General features: G+C 56.6%; 20 protein-coding genes and 1 other RNA gene. 14 read left to right on the top strand and 7 right to left on the bottom strand.

Going from position 1 to position 17,472, the window contains the following annotated elements:
* Positions 1 to 78: 78 nt before the first annotated feature.
* The 9 genes from exuR (at position 79) to NR195_RS09750 (ending at position 5,460) form a co-directional block, all read left to right on the top strand.
* A complete protein-coding gene (gene exuR / locus NR195_RS09790; RefSeq protein ID WP_022623920.1) occupies positions 79 to 855 on the top strand; it encodes a transcriptional regulator ExuR in 777 nt (258 codons plus the stop codon).
* A 324-nt stretch (positions 856 to 1,179) separates the two neighbouring features.
* Positions 1,180 to 1,854 carry a DedA family protein gene (locus NR195_RS09785; RefSeq protein ID WP_010699781.1) on the top strand — a complete coding sequence of 225 codons (675 nt, stop codon included), beginning with the start codon at positions 1,180 to 1,182 and terminating at the stop codon, positions 1,852 to 1,854.
* On the top strand, positions 1,854 to 2,201 hold the full coding sequence (mzrA, locus tag NR195_RS09780; RefSeq protein ID WP_010256540.1) for an EnvZ/OmpR regulon moderator MzrA: 348 nt from the start codon (positions 1,854 to 1,856) through the stop codon (positions 2,199 to 2,201). The genes NR195_RS09785 and mzrA overlap by 1 nt, the downstream gene beginning before the upstream one ends.
* Before the next feature lie 194 nt (positions 2,202 to 2,395).
* On the top strand, positions 2,396 to 2,770 hold the full coding sequence (locus NR195_RS09775; protein ID WP_010256536.1) for a DUF1090 domain-containing protein: 375 nt from the start codon (positions 2,396 to 2,398) through the stop codon (positions 2,768 to 2,770).
* A 35-nt stretch (positions 2,771 to 2,805) separates the two neighbouring features.
* Positions 2,806 to 3,111 carry a YqjD family protein gene (locus NR195_RS09770; RefSeq protein WP_010256532.1) on the top strand — a complete coding sequence of 102 codons (306 nt, stop codon included), beginning with the start codon at positions 2,806 to 2,808 and terminating at the stop codon, positions 3,109 to 3,111.
* A 2-nt stretch (positions 3,112 to 3,113) separates the two neighbouring features.
* Positions 3,114 to 3,509, top strand: coding sequence for a phage holin family protein (locus NR195_RS09765; protein ID WP_010256529.1), 396 nt, complete (start codon positions 3,114 to 3,116; stop codon positions 3,507 to 3,509).
* Positions 3,509 to 3,793, top strand: coding sequence for a YqjK-like family protein (locus NR195_RS09760; RefSeq protein WP_010256526.1), 285 nt, complete (start codon positions 3,509 to 3,511; stop codon positions 3,791 to 3,793). Before NR195_RS09765 ends, NR195_RS09760 begins: the two co-directional genes overlap by 1 nt.
* 202 nt (positions 3,794 to 3,995) lie before the next feature.
* Positions 3,996 to 4,409, top strand: a complete 414-nt coding sequence (locus tag NR195_RS09755; RefSeq protein ID WP_010256522.1) for a DoxX family protein — start codon at positions 3,996 to 3,998, stop codon at positions 4,407 to 4,409.
* Positions 4,410 to 4,485: 76 nt separating this feature from the next.
* A complete protein-coding gene (locus tag NR195_RS09750; RefSeq protein WP_010256519.1) occupies positions 4,486 to 5,460 on the top strand; it encodes a glutathione S-transferase family protein in 975 nt (324 codons plus the stop codon).
* A gap of 294 nt (positions 5,461 to 5,754) precedes the next feature.
* On the opposite strand, the gene rnpB is transcribed toward NR195_RS09750, so the two are convergent.
* Together rnpB and rsmI are read right to left on the bottom strand one after the other, a co-directional pair.
* Positions 5,755 to 6,133, bottom strand: an RNA gene (gene rnpB, locus NR195_RS09745) — RNase P RNA component class A.
* A gap of 33 nt (positions 6,134 to 6,166) precedes the next feature.
* Complete coding sequence (gene rsmI / locus NR195_RS09740) at positions 6,167 to 7,033, bottom strand: 16S rRNA (cytidine(1402)-2'-O)-methyltransferase (RefSeq protein WP_045139595.1); 867 nt, start codon at positions 7,031 to 7,033, stop codon at positions 6,167 to 6,169.
* Positions 7,034 to 7,095: 62 nt separating this feature from the next.
* Here rsmI and NR195_RS09735 point away from each other — a divergent pair, with 62 nt between their 5' ends.
* Genes NR195_RS09735 through dolP form a run of 4 tightly spaced genes read left to right on the top strand, consistent with a single transcriptional unit; the run spans position 7,096 to position 10,662 of the window.
* Positions 7,096 to 9,120, top strand: a complete 2,025-nt coding sequence (locus NR195_RS09735) for a penicillin-binding protein activator (RefSeq protein WP_045139594.1) — start codon at positions 7,096 to 7,098, stop codon at positions 9,118 to 9,120.
* A complete protein-coding gene (locus NR195_RS09730; protein WP_010256511.1) occupies positions 9,078 to 9,473 on the top strand; it encodes a YraN family protein in 396 nt (131 codons plus the stop codon). The genes NR195_RS09735 and NR195_RS09730 overlap by 43 nt, the downstream gene beginning before the upstream one ends.
* Before the next feature lie 14 nt (positions 9,474 to 9,487).
* On the top strand, positions 9,488 to 10,075 hold the full coding sequence (diaA, locus tag NR195_RS09725) for a DnaA initiator-associating protein DiaA (RefSeq protein WP_010256507.1): 588 nt from the start codon (positions 9,488 to 9,490) through the stop codon (positions 10,073 to 10,075).
* A gap of 14 nt (positions 10,076 to 10,089) precedes the next feature.
* On the top strand, positions 10,090 to 10,662 hold the full coding sequence (gene dolP, locus NR195_RS09720; protein WP_022623923.1) for a division/outer membrane stress-associated lipid-binding lipoprotein: 573 nt from the start codon (positions 10,090 to 10,092) through the stop codon (positions 10,660 to 10,662).
* A gap of 52 nt (positions 10,663 to 10,714) precedes the next feature.
* Here the strand turns inward: dolP and NR195_RS09715 are convergent, their stop codons facing one another.
* On the bottom strand, positions 10,715 to 11,419 hold the full coding sequence (locus tag NR195_RS09715) for a pirin family protein (protein WP_060681136.1): 705 nt from the start codon (positions 11,417 to 11,419) through the stop codon (positions 10,715 to 10,717).
* Between the two features lie 129 nt (positions 11,420 to 11,548).
* Here NR195_RS09715 and NR195_RS09710 point away from each other — a divergent pair, with 129 nt between their 5' ends.
* On the top strand, positions 11,549 to 12,448 hold the full coding sequence (locus NR195_RS09710; protein ID WP_010256496.1) for a LysR family transcriptional regulator: 900 nt from the start codon (positions 11,549 to 11,551) through the stop codon (positions 12,446 to 12,448).
* Between the two features lie 9 nt (positions 12,449 to 12,457).
* Here the strand turns inward: NR195_RS09710 and NR195_RS09705 are convergent, their stop codons facing one another.
* The 4 genes from NR195_RS09705 to NR195_RS09690 all read right to left on the bottom strand — a co-directional run bounded on the left by NR195_RS09705 (position 12,458) and on the right by NR195_RS09690 (position 17,460).
* Positions 12,458 to 14,380: a PRD domain-containing protein gene (locus tag NR195_RS09705; protein ID WP_256844463.1), complete on the bottom strand. Its 1,923-nt coding sequence runs from the start codon at positions 14,378 to 14,380 to the stop codon at positions 12,458 to 12,460.
* Between the two features lie 107 nt (positions 14,381 to 14,487).
* A complete protein-coding gene (locus NR195_RS09700) occupies positions 14,488 to 15,228 on the bottom strand; it encodes a KDGP aldolase family protein (RefSeq protein WP_256844462.1) in 741 nt (246 codons plus the stop codon).
* Positions 15,225 to 16,346: a DgaE family pyridoxal phosphate-dependent ammonia lyase gene (locus NR195_RS09695; RefSeq protein WP_256844461.1), complete on the bottom strand. Its 1,122-nt coding sequence runs from the start codon at positions 16,344 to 16,346 to the stop codon at positions 15,225 to 15,227. The genes NR195_RS09700 and NR195_RS09695 overlap by 4 nt, the downstream gene beginning before the upstream one ends.
* Complete coding sequence (locus NR195_RS09690) at positions 16,330 to 17,460, bottom strand: amidohydrolase/deacetylase family metallohydrolase (RefSeq protein WP_256844460.1); 1,131 nt, start codon at positions 17,458 to 17,460, stop codon at positions 16,330 to 16,332. Before NR195_RS09690 ends, NR195_RS09695 begins: the two co-directional genes overlap by 17 nt.
* Between the last annotated feature and the right edge of the window lie 12 nt (positions 17,461 to 17,472).

Here is a 17,472-nt window from a genome sequence, read left to right as displayed (position 1 = left end):
GCTGGCGCAAGCCAGCCCATTTCCTCGCACCTCCTGAAGTGGTATAACAACTTATCTGTCTGCTACCAGGATTGTGCTATGGACTTCACTGAATCCCGTCGACTTTATCAACAGCTGGCCAGCGAGCTGAAAAGCCGCATTGAAACCGGAATCTATCCGGTGGGTGACAAACTGCCTGCTGAGCGCCTGATTGCCGAAGAGATGGAAGTGAGCCGCACCGTCGTACGTGAAGCGATCATCATGCTGGAAGTTGAAGGCTATGTTGAGGTCCGCAAAGGCTCGGGCATCCACGTCATTGCCAGCCAGCAGCAGAACCGCATCGCCTCCACCAGCAGTCAGCTGGAGTTCGCCACGTTTGGCCCCTTCGAACTGCTCCAGGCTCGTCAGCTGATTGAGAGTAATGTGGCCGAGTTCGCTGCAACGCAGGTAACGCGTCAGGACATTATCGACCTGATGGCGATTCAGGAAAAAGCCCGCCAGGAGGATCACTTCCGCGACTCCGAGTGGGATATGCAGTTTCATGTACGTATCGCGCAATCCACCCAGAACAGTGCCTTAGCCGCCATCGTTGAAAAAATGTGGCTGCATCGCCTGCACAATCCCTACTGGCTCAAACTTCACGAACACATCGACCAGCGCAGCATTCTCAGCTGGTGCGACGACCACGATCAGATTCTTAAAGCTCTGATGCGCAAAGATCCCGCCGCCAGCAAACTCGCGATGTGGCAACATCTGGAAAATACTAAACAGATGCTGTTTAACGCGACGGCGGATGATTTTGAATTTAACGTGGATCGATACATGTTTGGTGAGAATCCGGTCATCCTGCCTGATGGGTCCAATAACGCCCGCTAAAAGTGCCTGAAAATGCCCTGAGATGGTCAGTTAATCTGCAATAGTGTCAGGTCATGTAAAGCTCCTTTTTACACGCCGTTTCACAAGGTAAAACTCCTGTTCGCCAGAGAGTTTTCCTGTCTCAGCCAGGCGATTTTTGTTACAGTTATCGCCCTTTTATTACCCTTTGCGACTGGGGGTTATAAAGTCGCTGATTTAACAATCAATTCTGGAAGGATCCGGAAAATCCCGCCCAGGCTGCGCTCCTAAAATTTATAACGAAATGCCGGTCTGCGTTTAAGTCCCTGTGGGACATGTTTAACAATGATGTTCAGGAATGAATTGATGGATATTTTGCAATCGTTGCTGCATGCCCTCTGGCAGCAGGACTACGAAACCCTCTCCGATCCCACGCTGGTATGGGCCATTTACGGCGTGCTGTTTATGATTTTGTTTTTAGAAAATGGCCTTCTTCCCGCTGCATTTCTGCCGGGTGACAGTCTGCTGATTCTGGTCGGCGTACTGATTGCCAAAGGCACCATGAGCTTCCCCCTGACGATTCTGGTGTTAACGACCGGTGCCAGTCTTGGCTGCTGGGTGAGCTACTTACAGGGCCGCTGGCTGGGTAACACGCCCACGGTACAGAAATGGCTCTCCCATCTTCCCGCCCAGTATCATCTGCGCGCGCACAGCATGTTCCATCGTCACGGCTTATCTGCCCTGCTGATTGGTCGCTTTATCGCGTTTGTGCGGACTCTGCTGCCTACTATCGCCGGATTGTCAGGCCTCAGTAATGCCCGCTTTCAGTTCTTCAACTGGGTAAGTGCGTTCCTGTGGGTGGTGATTCTGACCGTTATCGGCTTCGCGCTGGGTAAAACCCCGATTTTCCGTCGTTATGAAGATGAGATGATGTTCTTCCTGATGATGCTGCCGCTGGCGCTGCTGGTGTTTGGTCTGGTGGGATCGCTGGTGGTGATATGGCGTAAGCGTCAGGCGAATCAGAACGGGAAAGCCGAGTAATGAAACTGCTGCAGGCTATTCCTAAACGGTGGTTACCGTGGTTGATCGCTGGCGTCTTTGCGCTGGTCGCGCTTTGTGTGGTCCCCGGTCTGATGAAGCACGAGACGGTGGTGCAGATTCGGGTTTCCCATGCTGGCGCCACCCTGCCCGATGGTTTTTATCTCTACCAGCAATTAAGTGCGCAGGGTATTCGTATCAAAAGCATTACGCCTGCGGGTGATGCACTGATCATCCATTTTGATAGCGAAGAGCAGAGCCTGGCGGCCCAGAAGGTGTTACGCCGTCTGCTGCCACAGGGCTTTATTGTGGCGCAGCACGATCACTCTCAGCACCTCTCACTGGCGTAATCTCCCGACTCCCCTCTCCTTTTCAGACCGTCGCGCCATCGCTCGGCGGTCTGAAAGGCGCTCTATCTCCCGGTCTTCTTTGAACTTTTTACTATGGGTGTCTATGCTTAAGCGAGAGTCGATTCTTAGCACCCGCAGCCATATGATTACGCGGGTGATGACGGATCAGGTCGCAATGGAAGGGTCCAGGACCAATGAAATATCAAGTATTACTGGGAGTCGCGCTGTTTTCGCTGTCGGGTTCGCTGCTGGCAGCGGAATCGCTGTGTGAGCAGAAAGAGCAGGATATTCAGCGTGAAATCGGGATGGCGCAGAAGCATAACAACCAGCGCCGGGTTAACGGTCTGGAGCGCGCGCTGACCGAAGTCCGGGCCGATTGCAGCGACAAAAAGCTCGAGGCCGCCCATCTGGAAAGAATTAACGCTCAGAAGCAGAAAGTTGCTGAGCGTGAGCACGCACTCAGGGAAGAGCGTGAAGAGGGCCATGACAAGGAGAAGATTGCTAAGCGACAACAAAAACTGGATGAAGCGCGCCGGGAGCTGAAAAAGTTACAGGCGGAGCCCTATTAATCGGAACTAACCAACTGATGTTAAAGGAGTATTTTATGTCTAAAGACACATCATCGGAACATTTGCGTGCTGAACTGAAAAACCTGGCCGATACCCTGGAAGAGGTGCTGAGCAGCAGCACTGAAAAATCCAAAGGCGAGCTGGATAAACTTCGCAATAAAGCGCGTGTGGCGCTGGATAGCTCACGTGAACGTCTGGGCGAATCAAGCGAGCGCATTGCTGCGACCACCCGCGAAGCGGCGCAAAAAGCCGAAGGCTACGTGCGTGAAAATCCATGGCATGGTGTGGGTATCGGTGCAGCGATTGGCGTCGCACTGGGCATGCTCATTTCGCGTCGATAATTATGGCTGACTCACAGCATAACCACGGCCCGGCTAAAGGGGTCATTAACATCGGCCAGCGCATTGTTACCACGCTGGTTGGCATGGTCGAGACACGCGTTCGTCTGGCAGTGGTGGAACTGGAGCACGAGAAAGCTAACCTGATTCAGCTGCTGTTGATGGTTGGCCTGACAATGCTGTTCACTGCATTTGGTCTGATGAGCCTGATGGTTCTGATTATCTGGGCAGTGGATGCGCAGTACCGTCTGATGGCCATTGGCATCACGACCGGCACGCTGCTATTGCTGGCGGTTATTCTGGGGCTCTGGACGCTTCACAAATCACGTCAGTCCACGCTGTTGCGCCACACGCGCAAGGAGCTGGAAACAGACCGGGATTTACTTGAGGACCAGCGCTGATGAGCCGCCGCGAGCGTGAAGAACGCATCCATGAACTGCTTAAGCATGTGCAGCAGCAGCGGCTGGATTTAAGCGCTGCGCGGCGTGACTGGCTGGAAGGCACCGCCCATTACGATCGCGGCTGGTTCACCTTCCTCAGCTTGCGCCGCTACCTGGCCATTGGCAGCAGTGCGCTGGCTATCTACTCCGTTCGCAGTCCCAACATGCTGTTACGCTGGGTAAAACGGGGATTCGGCGCCTGGAGTACCTGGCGCATGATCAAGTCCGCTCTGCCACCGCGTTAATTTTGCTAAAAGCCGGTCCTGAAAAGGCCGGCTTTTCTTCATCAGAATTTCTGAAAAACACTGACAGTATATCTCGCTTACAACCTTTCCACTCCGCGACTATCATCTCCAGCTATCAACCCAATGAACGCAATACTGCTTTCAGCGGGCATAAACCTTGCGGGCAGCTTGCCCTGCATCCCTGATAGCGCTGGAGTAAATGATGAAAAAATTCGAAGACGTTGGTTTGTTACTGGCTCGCATCCTGATGCCAATCCTGTTCATTACGGCTGGCTGGGGCAAAATCACCGGTTATGCAGGTACTCAGCAATATATGGAAGCAATGGGCGTCCCGGGCTTTATGCTGCCGCTGGTTATCCTGCTGGAGTTTGGCGGCGGTCTGGCTATCCTGTTTGGTTTCCTGACCCGTTTCACTGCCCTGTTTACTGCAGGCTTCACCATCCTGACCGCGTTTCTGTTCCACAGTAACTTTGCCGAAGGCGTGAACCAGCTGATGTTCATGAAGAACCTCTCTATCGCCGGGGGTTTCCTGGTGTTAGGTCTGGTGGGTCCTGGTGCATACAGCATTGATCGCCTGATCAGCAAAAGAAAAACACAGCCAGCGATTGCGCGCTAATCTCACATAAAGCGTAATGCCACATATACTTAGCAGGGCGGGGACATTTCCCCGCCCTGTTTGCATTGGAGCCATTATGGGACAGTTAATTGACGGTGTCTGGCATGACACCTGGTACGACACCAAATCTACCGGCGGACGCTTCAAGCGTTCAGAGTCGGCTTTCCGCAACTGGGTTACCGCGGATGGCAGTGCTGGCCCGGTGGGTAAAGCGGGATTTGTCGCCGAACGCGACCGCTATCATCTTTATGTCTCGCTGGCCTGCCCCTGGGCGCACCGCACGCTGCTGATGCGTCAGCTGAAGGGCCTTGATAGCATGATCGATGTCTCCGTAGTGCATCCGCTGATGCTGGAGAATGGCTGGACGTTCGATGATAGTTTTCAGGATGCGACCGGCGATAAGCTCTACCAGAATGAGTTCCTCTATCAGCTCTATCTGCACGCCGATCCGCAATACAGTGGCCGCGTAACCGTGCCGGTATTGTGGGACAAGCAGCAGAACACCATCGTCAGCAATGAGTCTGCCGATATCATCCGCATGTTCAACAGTGCGTTTGATGCTGTCGGTGCCCGTGCCGGGGATTATTATCCTGTTGCACTGCACGAAAAGATTGATGAACTGAATAGCTGGATCTACGACACCGTGAACAACGGCGTTTACAAAGCAGGCTTTGCCACTTCTCAGTCCGCTTACGACGAGGCAGTCACTGCGCTGTTCCATTCGCTGTCGCGGCTGGAGCAGATTTTAGGCCAGCATCGCTATCTCACCGGCGATCAACTGACCGAAGCGGATCTGCGGTTATGGACCACGCTGGTGCGATTTGATCCGGTCTATGTGACCCACTTTAAATGCGATCGCCATCGCATTAGTGACTACAGAAACCTGAGTGGTTTCCTGCGTGATATCTATCAGATGCCTGGTATCGCAGAGACGGTTAATCTGCCGCATATTCGTCATCACTACTATTGCAGCCATAAGACCATCAACCCGAACGGCGTCATTTCACTGGGCCCGGCGTTTGACTGGGACGAGCCGCACGGCCGCGGTTAAGCTGCCTGCATATCGCGCAGGGAGCAGATACAATCTGACCGCAATGACAATCTAAACGCGAAGGGAACAGGGTCAGAAGAGGAAAGCGTCCCGCGCCAGGGATGGCGCGGGCCGAGCATGTCAGGGATGACGGATTTTGCGACTTTCCGATCTGACCCTGTTTCCTGCGCAGGCGCGATCTCCCAGCCAATCATTAACCGCACTCTTTCAGGAATAAGCGTCGTGGGCAGTCATTCATCCTGTCACCGCGCAACACAAAGCAAAAACCCCGCCGAAGCGGGGTTTTTGATAAAAAGTCGAAGCTGACCGTTAAGCCGGGTTCTGTCGTGGACAGTCATTCATCTAGGCCAGCAATCGCTCACTGGCTCAAGCAGCCTACCCGGGTTCAGTACGGGCCGTACCTTGTGAACCCCTATTTGGCCTTGCTCCGGGTGGAGTTTACCGTGCCACGAACTGTTGCCAGTCGCGCGGTGCGCTCTTACCGCACCCTTTCACCCTTACCTGATCCCATTTCTGGGCCATCGGCGGTTTGCTCTCTGTTGCACTGGTCGTAGGCTTGCGCCTCCCAGGCGTTACCTGGCACCCTGCCCTATGGAGCCCGGACTTTCCTCCCCTCTGCCCGTCTCCCCACAAGTGAGGACGACGACAAAGCGGCGACTGTCTGGTCAGCTTCGGCGCGGGATAATAGGACATTCGCCGGCGTTTGTCACGCCTCTTGCTGCTCCAGCGCATACTTATAAAGCGCATTTTTCTTCACGCTGTGGATCTCAGCGGTCAGCGCAGCCGCACGTTTCAACGGCAGCTCTTTTTGCAGCAGCGCCAGCGTACGCAGCGCATCGGCCGGTAACGCATCTTCATCATCAACTTTGTACCCTTCGACAATCAGCACCATCTCGCCTTTGCGACGATTCTCATCTTCTTTTACCCACGCCAGCAGCTCGCCAACCGGTGCACCGTAGATCGACTCCCAGGTTTTGGTCAGCTCGCGCGCCAGCACCACGTAGCGTTCGGCACCCAGCTCACTCACCATATCCTGCAGGCTGTCGATCAGACGGTGGGTCGACTCATAGAAAATCAGCGTGCGCGGCTCCTGCACCAGCGCCCGCAGGGCGTCGCAACGGCCTTTGGTTTTGGCGGGCAGAAACCCTTCGTAACAGAAACGATCGGATGGCAGCCCTGCGGCACTTAATGCAGCAATGGCAGCACAGGCGCCCGGCAGCGGCACCACACGGATGCCCGCTTCACGACAGCGGCGCACCAGATGGTAGCCCGGATCGTTGATAAGCGGCGTGCCAGCATCAGAAACTAAGGCTATGCTTTGACCCTCCTGCAGCTTCGTCAGCAGCAGTTCAGCCTTGTGCTGCTCGTTGTGGTCATGAAGTGAGAAGAGTCGCGCATTGATGGCGAAATGTTGTAGCAACAGTCCGGTATGACGTGTATCTTCCGCAGCGACCAGATCGACGCTCGAAAGCACCGTCAGCGCCCGCTGGGTGATATCACCCAAATTACCAATCGGGGTTGGAACGATGTAGAGCGTGCTGGCAGAAATCTCTGCCCGATCGAGTTGTTTCATTGTTTCATCCGAATTGCCGATTTAATATTGAGCATCTTGAAAAAAACATCACTGGATACAGTATGCTTCCTTCAAAAGTCGTTCGTCATAAAGCAGGACGCTTTCTGCCTGTCATTCTTGCTGGGCTGATTTTAGCCGCATGTAGCGGTCAGGGGCCGCAAACCTCAACCGTCAATATTCAGGGGCCCGTTACAGCCAGCTCCGCTTACTATCTGCAGCAAGCGCAGCAAAGCAGCGATGATAGCAAGACCGACTGGCAATTACTTGCAATCCGCGCCCTGTTGAAGGAAGGAAAGTATCCTGAGGCGACTCAGCAACTGAGCCAGTTGCCGCAGCAGCTCTCTGAGACGCAGCAACAGGAATCCCTTCTGCTGAAAGCGCAATTGCTGATTGCACAGCAGAAGATCAAAGACGCCGAACCGCTGTTAGCGGCAGTGAAAACCGGCGCACTGTCGCAGGATCAGCTGGCGCGTTACTACAGCCTGCAGATCGCCAGCGCACAGGGTCGCCCTTCACTCTCGCTGCTGCGCAACTATATTGCCCAAGAGCCGCTGCTGAAAGGCACCGATCATCAGGGCAATATCGACGCCACCTGGCAGACACTGACCCAGATGTCGCCGCAGGAAGTCAGCAACCTGGTCATCAATGCCGATGAAAATGTGCTGCAGGGCTGGCTGGATCTGCTCGCGGTCTGGCGCGCCAACACGCAGGATGCCGAGATGCTCAAGTCAGGCATCAAAGACTGGCAGACCCGCTATCCGCAGAACCCGGCGGCCAAAACGCTGCCGACGCAGCTGAGCCAGATGCAGAACTACACCAAAGCTTCAACCAGCATTATTGCGCTGCTGCTGCCGCTGAATGGCCAGGCTCAGGTGTTCGCCAACGCGATTCAGAAAGGCTTTAATGATGCGAAGAATGGCATCTCCGCGCCGGTCGCTCAGCCTGCGGCAGCTCAGCCCGCCGCCGCTGATGCAACCGCCAGCACCCAACCCGCTGCCGCTGCTGGTTCTTCCACCGATCCCATCAGCGCGCCGCAGCAGCAACAGCCTGCCGACGCGACGCCACAGCCTCAATCACAGCCTGCTGCCGCAGAACCGGCCAGCAACGCACAGATCAAGGTCTATGACACCAGCAGCCAGCCGATTGAACAGGTGATGCAGCAGGCACAGCAGGATGGTGCCACCATCGTGGTCGGTCCGCTGCTGAAAAGCAACGTTGAGAAGGTCGCCAACAGCCAGACGCCACTGAATGTGCTGGCGCTCAACGAGCCGGAAAAGATCCAGAACCATCCGAATATTTGCTACTTTGCGCTTTCTCCTGAAGACGAAGCGCGCGATGCGGCGCACCATATCTGGGATCAGGGCAAACGCCAGCCGCTGTTGCTGGTTCCGCGTAGTGGACTGGGCGATCGCGTCACCAACGCCTTTGCTCAGGAGTGGCAGACGCTGGGTGGCAGCACCGTGATGCAGCAGCGCTTTGGTTCGACCTCAGAGCTGAAACAGGGCATTAACAGCGGCGCGGGTATCAGCTTATCCGGTACGCCAGTGAACGCTGCACCTGCCGAGCCGCAGGGTGTTACGATTGCGGGCCTGACTATCCCGGCACCGCAGCAGAACACGCCAGATGTGGTCAGCACCAGCAGCGGTGGTGGCGTCGATGCGGTCTACATCGTCTCAACGCAGGACGAACTGCAGCTGATCAAACCGATGATCACCATGCGCACCGGCAGTCGCAGCAATATCTCGCTCTACGCCAGTTCGCGCAGCGCGCAGGCTGGTGCCGGCCCGGACTTCCGTCTGGAAATGGATGGCCTGCAGTTCAGCGATATTCCGCTGCTCTCCGGCAGCAATCCTGGCCTGATGCAGCAGACGTCGAAGTCATTCAATAATGACTATTCGCTGGTGCGTCTCTATGCCATGGGAATGGATGCCTGGACGCTGGCGAATCATTTTAACCAGATGCGTCAGTCACCTGGCTTTACGCTGGACGGCAATACCGGCAAGCTCAGCGCCGACACGGATTGTGTGATCAACAGGAAGTTGACATGGAACCAGTATCGTCGGGGCGAAATCGCACCGGCCAACTAAATCGGCGTCAGACTGGCGCCAGGCATGAAGAAGATGCCCGGCGCTATCTGGAGCAGGCTGGCCTGATATGGGTCGCCAGTAATGTTCACTTTCGCAATGGTGAACTTGACCTGATAATGCGTGACGGGCACTGTTGGGTGTTTGTTGAAGTTCGCTACCGACGCGATGCGCGTTATGGTGGCGCGCTCGCCAGCGTAACCCGGAATAAACAACAAAAGCTGCTGCGCGCTGCCGCTCTCTGGCTGGCGCAACGCGGCGGCAGTTTTGAAACAGTGAATTGCCGTTTCGACATCATCGCCATTACCGGCACGGCGCTCGAGTGGCTGCCGAATGCCTTTAATGCAGACGTTTAGAACCAGGTGGTCGTGTGCAGGACAGAATTAAAGCGTGTTTTACCGAAAGTATTCAAACTCAGATTGCCGCAGCCGAAGCGTTGCCCGATGCCATCTCCCGCGCCGCTATGACGCTGGTGCAGTCGTTACTGAATGGCAATAAAATCCTGAGCTGTGGCAACGGTGCCTCATCCGCCAATGCACAGCACTTCGCCGCCAGCATGATCAACCGTTTCGAGACCGAACGCCCAAGCTTACCGGCGCTGGCGTTGAGCGCCGACAACGTGATGCTGACCGCGATTGGTAATGACCGCCTGCACGATGAAATCTATGCCAAGCAGGTGCGCGCTCTGGGACACGCAGGCGATGTGTTACTGGCTATCTCAACCCGTGGCAACACCCGTGACATCGTTAAGGCCGTGGAAGCGGCGGTAACACGCGATATGACTATCGTTGCGCTTACCGGGTATGATGGCGGAGAGCTCGCCGGACTGCTGGGTCCGCAGGATGTGGAGATCCGCATTCCGTCGCATCGCAGCGCCCGTATTCAGGAGATGCATATGCTCACCGTTAATTGCTTATGCGATCTGATCGATAACACTCTCTTTCCCCATCAGGAATGACCGAAGGAGCACGAATGAAAGCATTGAATGCTATAGCTATTCTGTTAACCGCCATGCTGCTGCAGGGCTGCGTTGCGGTTGTGGCGGGTGGCGCAGCGGTTGCCACTAAAACGGCCACCGATCCACGCTCGGTGGGTACGCAGGTTGATGACAGCACGCTGGAGCTACGCGTGACTAACGCGCTGGCTAAAGATCAGCAGATTAAAACCGATGCCCGCATTATCGCCACGGCCTATCAGGGCAAAGTGTTGCTGACCGGTCAGGCGCCTTCGCAGGAGATCGCCAATCGTGCCAAACAGATCACCATGGGCGTTGATGGCGCAACCGAGGTCTATAACGAGATTCGTATCGGCCAGAAAGTGACGCTGGGCACCACATCGTCAGACACCTGGATTACCACCAAAATCCGCTCGCAGCTGCTGGGCAGCGATCAGGTGAAATCCTCCAACGTGAAGGTGACGACGGAGAATGGCGAAGTGTTCCTGCTGGGTCTGGTGACACCGCAGGAAGCGCAGGCAGCGGCTGATGTCGCCAGCCGCGTCAGTGGCGTGAAGCACGTCACCACGGCCTTCACCATGCTGAAGTAATACGCAAAACGCAAAAAAGGCGGCCATGGCCGCCTTTTTTATTGCCCGATGTTCAGACCGGAATGTCGATGACCAGTGCGCGGGTCGCCGTTTTCGCCGTCAGTTGCAACAGCTTCTCTTCCTGCAAAAAGGCACCATCGCCACAGCCCAGCTTCTCCTGATGATCCGTGCCGGACATCGCTTCCAGCGAACCGTGAATCGACTGCAGATAGGCTCGCGGCCCCTGTAACTGCAGCGAATGCTTTTCGCCTGGTGCCAGCTCGACCTGATGAATCCACACCTGCTGACGCAGTTGCAGACTGTCGTCCATGCCATCCGGCGAGGCGATCAGCTGGGACAACCGGCCATCCGTCAGGGCAATTTTCTGCATCCGCGGATTTTCGCGCTCCGGACAGGCGGCCAGCCAGAGCTGCATGCGTGTCAGCGGTCGATCTTTGCTCAGGTTCATTTCGGTGTAACTCACACCCGGCTGGGCAGAGAGCAGCAGCGCCTCCCCTTCCCGCACGCTGATCGTGTTGCCTTCGCTGTCGCGGTATTCAGCTTCACCCTGCAGCACGATGTTCAGGACATCAACCTGTGGATAGGTGCGCGGCTGAAAAGCGGCACCCGGCGCCAGCACTTCCTGGTTCAGTACGCGCAGCGACGCGTACCCCATCAGTTTGGGATCAAAATAGTGGCCAAAAGAGAAACTGTAGCGCGCCTGTAACCAGCCGAAATCGGCCTGACCACATGCGGACGCACTGCGTGTCGTTATCATTGTTTACCTCCAGCATCCGGTGACGAGGATCGGCCACGGACTATATGCTCCCATGGTAAAAGTCTGGACGCCGGATTGTTAGCCAGTTAATCTGCCGGGCATGTTCAAATTTCCTGACAGAGAACCGGGATGGCTAAAGAGCGTGCGTTAACCCTTGAATCTTTACGCGTTATGGATGCGATTGATCGGCGTGGCAGTTTTGCCGCGGCGGCGGATGAACTGGGGCGCGTTCCTTCCGCCCTCAGCTACACCATGCAAAAGCTGGAAGAGGAGCTGGATGTGGTGCTGTTTGACCGTTCCGGTCACCGTACCAAATTTACTAACGTGGGACGCATGCTGCTGGAGCGTGGCCGGGTGCTGCTGGAAGCGGCCGATAAGCTCACCACCGATGCTGAAGCGCTGGCACGTGGCTGGGAAACCCATCTGACCATCGTCACCGAAGCACTGGTACCTGTTGATGCGCTGTTTCCGCTGGTGACGCGGCTGGCCGACAAGGCCAACACACAATTTTCGCTGGTGACGGAAGTGCTGGCGGGCGCGTGGGAACGGCTGGAACAGGGCCGGGCCGATATCGTGATCGCCCCCGATATGCACTTCCGCGCCTCCACCGAGATCAATACGCGCAAGCTCTACACCATGATGAGCGTCTACGTCGCCAGTGCCGACCATCCGATTCATAACGAGCCTGAACCCCAGTCTGAAGTGACGCGGGTGAAATACCGTGGCATTGCGGTCGCAGATACCGCGCGTGAGCGTCCGGTGCTGACCGTGCAGTTACTGGATAAGCAGCAGCGCCTGACCGTGAGCAGCATGGATGACAAGCGCCGTGCGCTGCTGGCTGGCCTGGGCGTGGCGACCATGCCCTATTCGCTGGTGGAGCAGGATATTGCGGAAGGCCGTCTGCGGGTGGTGAGTCCGGAATATACCCGCGAGGTCGATATTATTATGGCGTGGCGGCGTGACAGCATGGGCGAAGCCAAATCCTGGTGCCTGCGTGAGATCCCGCGCCTGCTGGCGAAGAAAAACTAAAGCGCCGATTCAGGGCGAGGGCCAGGAGCGGCTCAGGCAATCCATCGCCACTGCCCTGAAGCGGGTGAAATCGGTGCTGTCCCGCAGGCGGGTCATCGCCCTTTCACGCAGGAACGTCACAAACAGATCGTATATCGCCATCGCCTCTTCATATTCACTTTTGCTGATCGCCAGCAGGAAAATGACATAGGCGGTATCGTCTCCCCAGGCGATGCCGTGCGGCGCCAGCACGGTGTAAACCACGGTTTTCTTTGCCAGCAGCCCCAGCGAGTGCGGCAGCGCAATGCCTTCGCCGAGCATGGTGCTGACAATCGCTTCGCGCTCTTCAACCGACGGATAGAACGCCGCATCCACAAATCCCTCCGCCTCCAGTTGATCGCACAGCTGGCGAAACAGTTCAGACTGGGTCATCGGCCTGTCGACGATATGAAAGTGCTGGGCATCAAAAAACTTCGCCAGCATATAGGGCCGGGTACGGTCCACCAGCACCAGCTTGCCAATCTGTTCCAGCTGAAAACCGGTGGGAAACGGCGACATCACCACCACCGGCTTCTCTTTTTCGCTGAGCCGGATGGTGGAGATAACAAAATCTTCGTCGATGCGGTTGCGCGCCTCATACTCGCGCTGGGACAGGCGGGCCGTGACCTGCAACTGCGGATATTTGCGCAGCAGCATCGCCTCAATCATTCGCAGCGTGGAGTTACCGCTGTCGCAGACCAGCAGCACCTGCGGATGACGCTGATAACCGACGTCATAGTGGCGCTCCAGCCCGACACCGATATGCAGCACCAGAAAGCCAATCTCATTCTCGGTGATCACGTAAGGGGTATATTTTCCCCAGCTGGTCACCGCCGCTAAGGTGACATCATAGGCCATGGGATAGTGCTGTTTGATGTTGCTGAGCAGCGGGTTGGGAATATGAATCTGATAGCGCACCCGCGTAATCATGGTTTTGATATGGGTGAGCAGGTCAGCACGCAGCTGCTGATCGTTTTGCAGATTGAAGTTGTAATGCGTGTTGATAAAGCTAAGCAGATAATCCACCAGCGCGTCGGCGTCATCAGCATTGATGGCGCTGGGAGCAATCGCCTGAATGCGTCGCGCGGCGATATTGACCCGCAGCCAGTTCTCTTCCGCCGGTGAAATCGGTTTGCTGACCAGCGGACGCATCAGATTAATCAGGTGATGGGCCGCTTCACGCACCTCATCACCAATCTCCTCTGCACCCGGATCGTTAAGCGGATAGCCTTCACTGATGCGCCGCACCGCCACGGCGCAGTAAAGCCGCAGATAGCGTTCGCCCTCATCGCTGAGCCGAATGTTGTGCTGAGCAAAACAGCTTTGCAGCAGCGGGCGCAGCGTCTCCAGCATGCCGCTGTTCAGCGCTTCGATAGTCAGCAGCGGGCTCTCGGGCTGCGCCTGATCAATTTGCCATAACAGGTCGGTCAGGCAGGTACGAATTGCCACTTCGCTGCCAAACAGCTTCATGCCGTAGTGGGGCTTGCTCTCAATGGTGAGGTGATAGCGCCCCAGCCATTCGCGCACCTCCGTCATATCATTCTGCAGGGTGGCGCGGCTGACAAACCACTCTTCTGCCAGCTCTTCAAGTTTCAGGGAATAAGCGGCGGTAAGAAAGCGGGTCAGCAGGTAGCGAACCCGATCCGGCGAGGTGCGCGGTACCCGCAGCGGCGACGCGGTATGCTGTTGCAGATGCTGAAAGCGCTGAGCATCCTCAATCTTCAGCTGATAGCCCGCGCCGCGATTGAGGACAAACTGCGCGCCATGTTCTGCCAGCAGCGCATTCAGCGCCGTGATATCGGTACGCACGGTGCGTGTCGAGACGGCGAAACGCCGCGCCAGCTCATCCTGAGGCAGCGTTTCGTTTTGCATGGCATCGAACAGTTGCGCAAGGCGCTGATTGGGAAATCTCACAAGCGTTACCTGTTTGCAGACAGAAATAGGGAACATCAGCCTACGGAGATCGTCTCGCAACGTCCATGTTGCGCGATCTGCCTGTTGCAGGCAGATCGTGTTGATCTCTAAGCCAGCAGCGTTTTACAGATGGCCAGCAACTGCTTCACATCTTCAATGCGGGTCTCTCCGCTGGCTTTGTCGATGATCGAACTGTAGACGTGCGGGATCACTTTGCTGACGCCCGACTCCAGCGCTATGCGCACGATCTCACCGAAATTTTCCAGATCGATGCCGCCGGTTGGCTCCAGCCAGAAATCCTGTTTCGCACAGGCTTCCGCCACAGCGCGATACTCATCCACCGCCTGCAGACCGCCCATCGGGAAATATTTTACCGAGCTGCCGCCCATATCCTGCAGCATCGCGATCGCCGTTTCGACGGGCACGATCCCGTCACGCTGTTTTGAGCTGCGCGGTCCGGTGGAGATTTTCACCAGACCTGGCGTGCCGGTGGGCGAGATCAGACCGTTCACTATCGTCTGCGACTGCCCCAGCAGCGCACGGCTGGTGGCGACGCCGGTAAAGACCTGATTCACATGCTGCGGTTGCAGCACTGCCGAGATCTCACTCACCATCTGTGACTGGTTGGGATCGCCCGCACCCAGACCAATCGAGAGCGCATTATCGATCAGCGCGGCATACTCGCGCATATCGGCGATAGCGGCTTCATTGCTGGCGTAGTTTTTCGACAGCACGCCGACCAGCACATGCCCTTCTGCCGCCTGCCAGATAGCGCGCGCATTCTCTTTCGATCCCGCCAGTACGTTAAGGCAGAGACGATCCTGATAGAAATTGGGGGTCAGCGTCATGCGTTTTTCTCTCCGTTTAACAGTGCCTGAATGCGGGTGAAAATAGTGTGCAGTTGATCGGCGCTGACGCTGCGCACGTCCGCCTCAATGATCCCTTCGTTGGCTTTGTAGCCGCGGAAGTAGATCGCCACATCGCCGTTTTTCAGCGCCTGCACCAGATCGCCGGTGCGCTGCTGGATCGCGGCTTCGTGGAACTTGATCTCAGCACGGGCGATGTCGCGTCCGGCGGCGTCCCACACTACCCGGGCCGTCACGCCATTCAGACTGTTGAGCTGTTCAATAAACGGCGTCATTTTTTCTGCCATCTGCGCGCCGCTGATTTTTGGCTGCGTCAGATAGTTTTCAATCGCCTGGGTCAGCCCCAGGATCCCCTCTTTGCCCACTTTCATCGCGCGGCCAATGCCGTTGGTCTGGCGTTTGACCCACTCAACGTAGTGGTGTCGGCCAATCACCAGTCCGCTGGTCGGCCCTTCAATCGCTTTTGCTCCGCTGTAGATCACCAGATCGGCACCCGCCTGGTAGTAGCATTGCAGATCCTCTTCCGCTGCCGCATCGACGATCAGCGGGACGCCATGCTGGCGCGCAACGGCTGCGGCCTGCGCCACATCGAGATGGCTCTTCTGCACACAGTGGTGCGATTTTACATAGAGGATCGCCGCGGTCTGTGGGGTGATCGCCGCCGCCAGTTGGGCGGGTGAGCACTCGTTGCTGTAACCCGCTTCCACCAGTTGTCCGCCACCCAGTGCCACCATGCTGCCGACCGGTGCGCCATAGTTCACGTTGTGCCCTTTCGGCACCACAATCTGGTGCGGGACAGTCAGCGGCGCGGCATGCAGGTTATCCACCAGCCAGTCGTTGTCTTTCACAATCACCGCCGCCACGCTCTGGGCGATACCGGCCGAGGCGCAGGAGACCACCAGCGCGTTCTCCACCTTCAGCAGACCGGCGATATAAGCACCGGTCTTATCCACCAGATCTTTCATTTCGAAGTAGTGATCGAGGCCATATTTCACCGTATCGATCACCTCACTCGATGGCGTAGAGACGCCGAGGATCGTCATACGGCCAGAGGCATTAATCACCGGCTTCAGGCCATACTTTTCATATACCGAGGTCATGCGCTATTCCTTCTTCAGTCGCGATCCACGTACCAGCAACGACGGCCGCCAGCGGGACCAGATGCTTCTCACCTGCGACCTGTTCACCTTCTGAATCGATGAATGGCCGGGTTTCCTCTTTGACGCTAAACACTGTCAGATCGGCGTCGTAGCCGACTTTCAGCTGGCCTTTGCGCTGCAGGCGCAGTCCTGCCGCCGCATTGACCGTTACGCAGTCAATCACCTGCGGCAGGGTCATACCGACACTGAAAAATTTCGACATCACATGCGCCAGGTTGTGAACCGGTCCGGCCAGACGATTGCGGCAGTAGATGTCAGAGCTGATGGTGTCGGGCAGAATGCCCTGCGCAATCGCCGCGCGGGCGACTTCAAAGCTGAAGCTGGCACTGCCGTGGCCGACATCAAGTTTGACGCCACGCGCGATAGCCTGTTTTACCGCCGCTTTGAGTTCGCCCTGCGGCGTCAGGATACGGTTGGGTTTGCCGTTAAAGCAGTGCGTGATGATATCGCCCGTGGTGAGCAGATCCGCAATCTGGTCGAGATTGGGCGGATTATTGCCAATGTGAACCATCAGCGGCAGCCCGCCGGTTTCCTGCTGGATCGCCTTCGCTTTAATCAGCGGCTGCACACCATTCACGCCCACCACGCTGCTGCTGATGCGCGCCTTGAGGCCGACAATAAAATCGGGCAGCCGCGCCACCGCCTGCTGCACCGCCTCGCCATCTATCTGCGTCATGTCAGCCAGCTCATTCTGGGTGACGATGCCGGTGCGGGCGATATTGATCAGCGCATAAACCTGGGTCTGTGCCGCGCGTGTCAGCCGGTAAAAGTCATCAATGCGCTCTGCGCCGGTGCTGCCCGCATCGACAACCGTGGTGACGCCATGCGCAACACCAATCGCATCCGCTTCATCATGATAAATCGGTGATTTGGGATAGCAGTGAACGTGGGAGTCGATCCAGCCTGCGCTGAGGTAGTAACGGCCAGCCAGATCGCGCTCGCGCTCTGCGTTGCCCTGCACCTTGCCTATGGCGGCGATGCGGCCATCCTGCAGGGCAATGTCGACCACCTGCTCATCGCTGAGACGCGCACCGCGAATAATCAAGTCGTACATGGTTTCTCCTTA

Origin of the sequence: Pantoea sp. Ft-CA_14 (genome assembly GCF_024520875.1) — a bacterium.
Lineage (GTDB): Bacteria > Pseudomonadota > Gammaproteobacteria > Enterobacterales > Enterobacteriaceae > Pantoea > Pantoea agglomerans.
Note: the sequence above shows the minus strand (reverse complement) of the source record. Positions and strands in the feature narration are given on the sequence as shown.

Excerpts from the sequence above, each read along its gene's own strand:
- exuR (WP_022623920.1), top strand. The coding sequence starts at position 79 with ATGGACTTCACTGAATCCCGTCGACTTTATCAACAGCTGGCCAGCGAG.
- NR195_RS09785 (WP_010699781.1), top strand. The coding sequence starts at position 1,180 with ATGGATATTTTGCAATCGTTGCTGCATGCCCTCTGGCAGCAGGACTAC.
- mzrA (WP_010256540.1), top strand. The coding sequence starts at position 1,854 with ATGAAACTGCTGCAGGCTATTCCTAAACGGTGGTTACCGTGGTTGATC.
- NR195_RS09775 (WP_010256536.1), top strand. The coding sequence starts at position 2,396 with ATGAAATATCAAGTATTACTGGGAGTCGCGCTGTTTTCGCTGTCGGGT.
- NR195_RS09770 (WP_010256532.1), top strand. The coding sequence starts at position 2,806 with ATGTCTAAAGACACATCATCGGAACATTTGCGTGCTGAACTGAAAAAC.
- NR195_RS09765 (WP_010256529.1), top strand. The coding sequence starts at position 3,114 with ATGGCTGACTCACAGCATAACCACGGCCCGGCTAAAGGGGTCATTAAC.
- NR195_RS09760 (WP_010256526.1), top strand. The coding sequence starts at position 3,509 with ATGAGCCGCCGCGAGCGTGAAGAACGCATCCATGAACTGCTTAAGCAT.
- NR195_RS09755 (WP_010256522.1), top strand. The coding sequence starts at position 3,996 with ATGAAAAAATTCGAAGACGTTGGTTTGTTACTGGCTCGCATCCTGATG.
- NR195_RS09750 (WP_010256519.1), top strand. The coding sequence starts at position 4,486 with ATGGGACAGTTAATTGACGGTGTCTGGCATGACACCTGGTACGACACC.
- rsmI (WP_045139595.1), bottom strand. The coding sequence starts at position 7,033 with ATGAAACAACTCGATCGGGCAGAGATTTCTGCCAGCACGCTCTACATC.
- NR195_RS09735 (WP_045139594.1), top strand. The coding sequence starts at position 7,096 with ATGCTTCCTTCAAAAGTCGTTCGTCATAAAGCAGGACGCTTTCTGCCT.
- NR195_RS09730 (WP_010256511.1), top strand. The coding sequence starts at position 9,078 with ATGGAACCAGTATCGTCGGGGCGAAATCGCACCGGCCAACTAAATCGG.
- dolP (WP_022623923.1), top strand. The coding sequence starts at position 10,090 with ATGAAAGCATTGAATGCTATAGCTATTCTGTTAACCGCCATGCTGCTG.
- NR195_RS09715 (WP_060681136.1), bottom strand. The coding sequence starts at position 11,419 with ATGATAACGACACGCAGTGCGTCCGCATGTGGTCAGGCCGATTTCGGC.
- NR195_RS09710 (WP_010256496.1), top strand. The coding sequence starts at position 11,549 with ATGGCTAAAGAGCGTGCGTTAACCCTTGAATCTTTACGCGTTATGGAT.
- NR195_RS09700 (WP_256844462.1), bottom strand. The coding sequence starts at position 15,228 with ATGACGCTGACCCCCAATTTCTATCAGGATCGTCTCTGCCTTAACGTA.
- NR195_RS09695 (WP_256844461.1), bottom strand. The coding sequence starts at position 16,346 with ATGACCTCGGTATATGAAAAGTATGGCCTGAAGCCGGTGATTAATGCC.
- NR195_RS09690 (WP_256844460.1), bottom strand. The coding sequence starts at position 17,460 with ATGTACGACTTGATTATTCGCGGTGCGCGTCTCAGCGATGAGCAGGTG.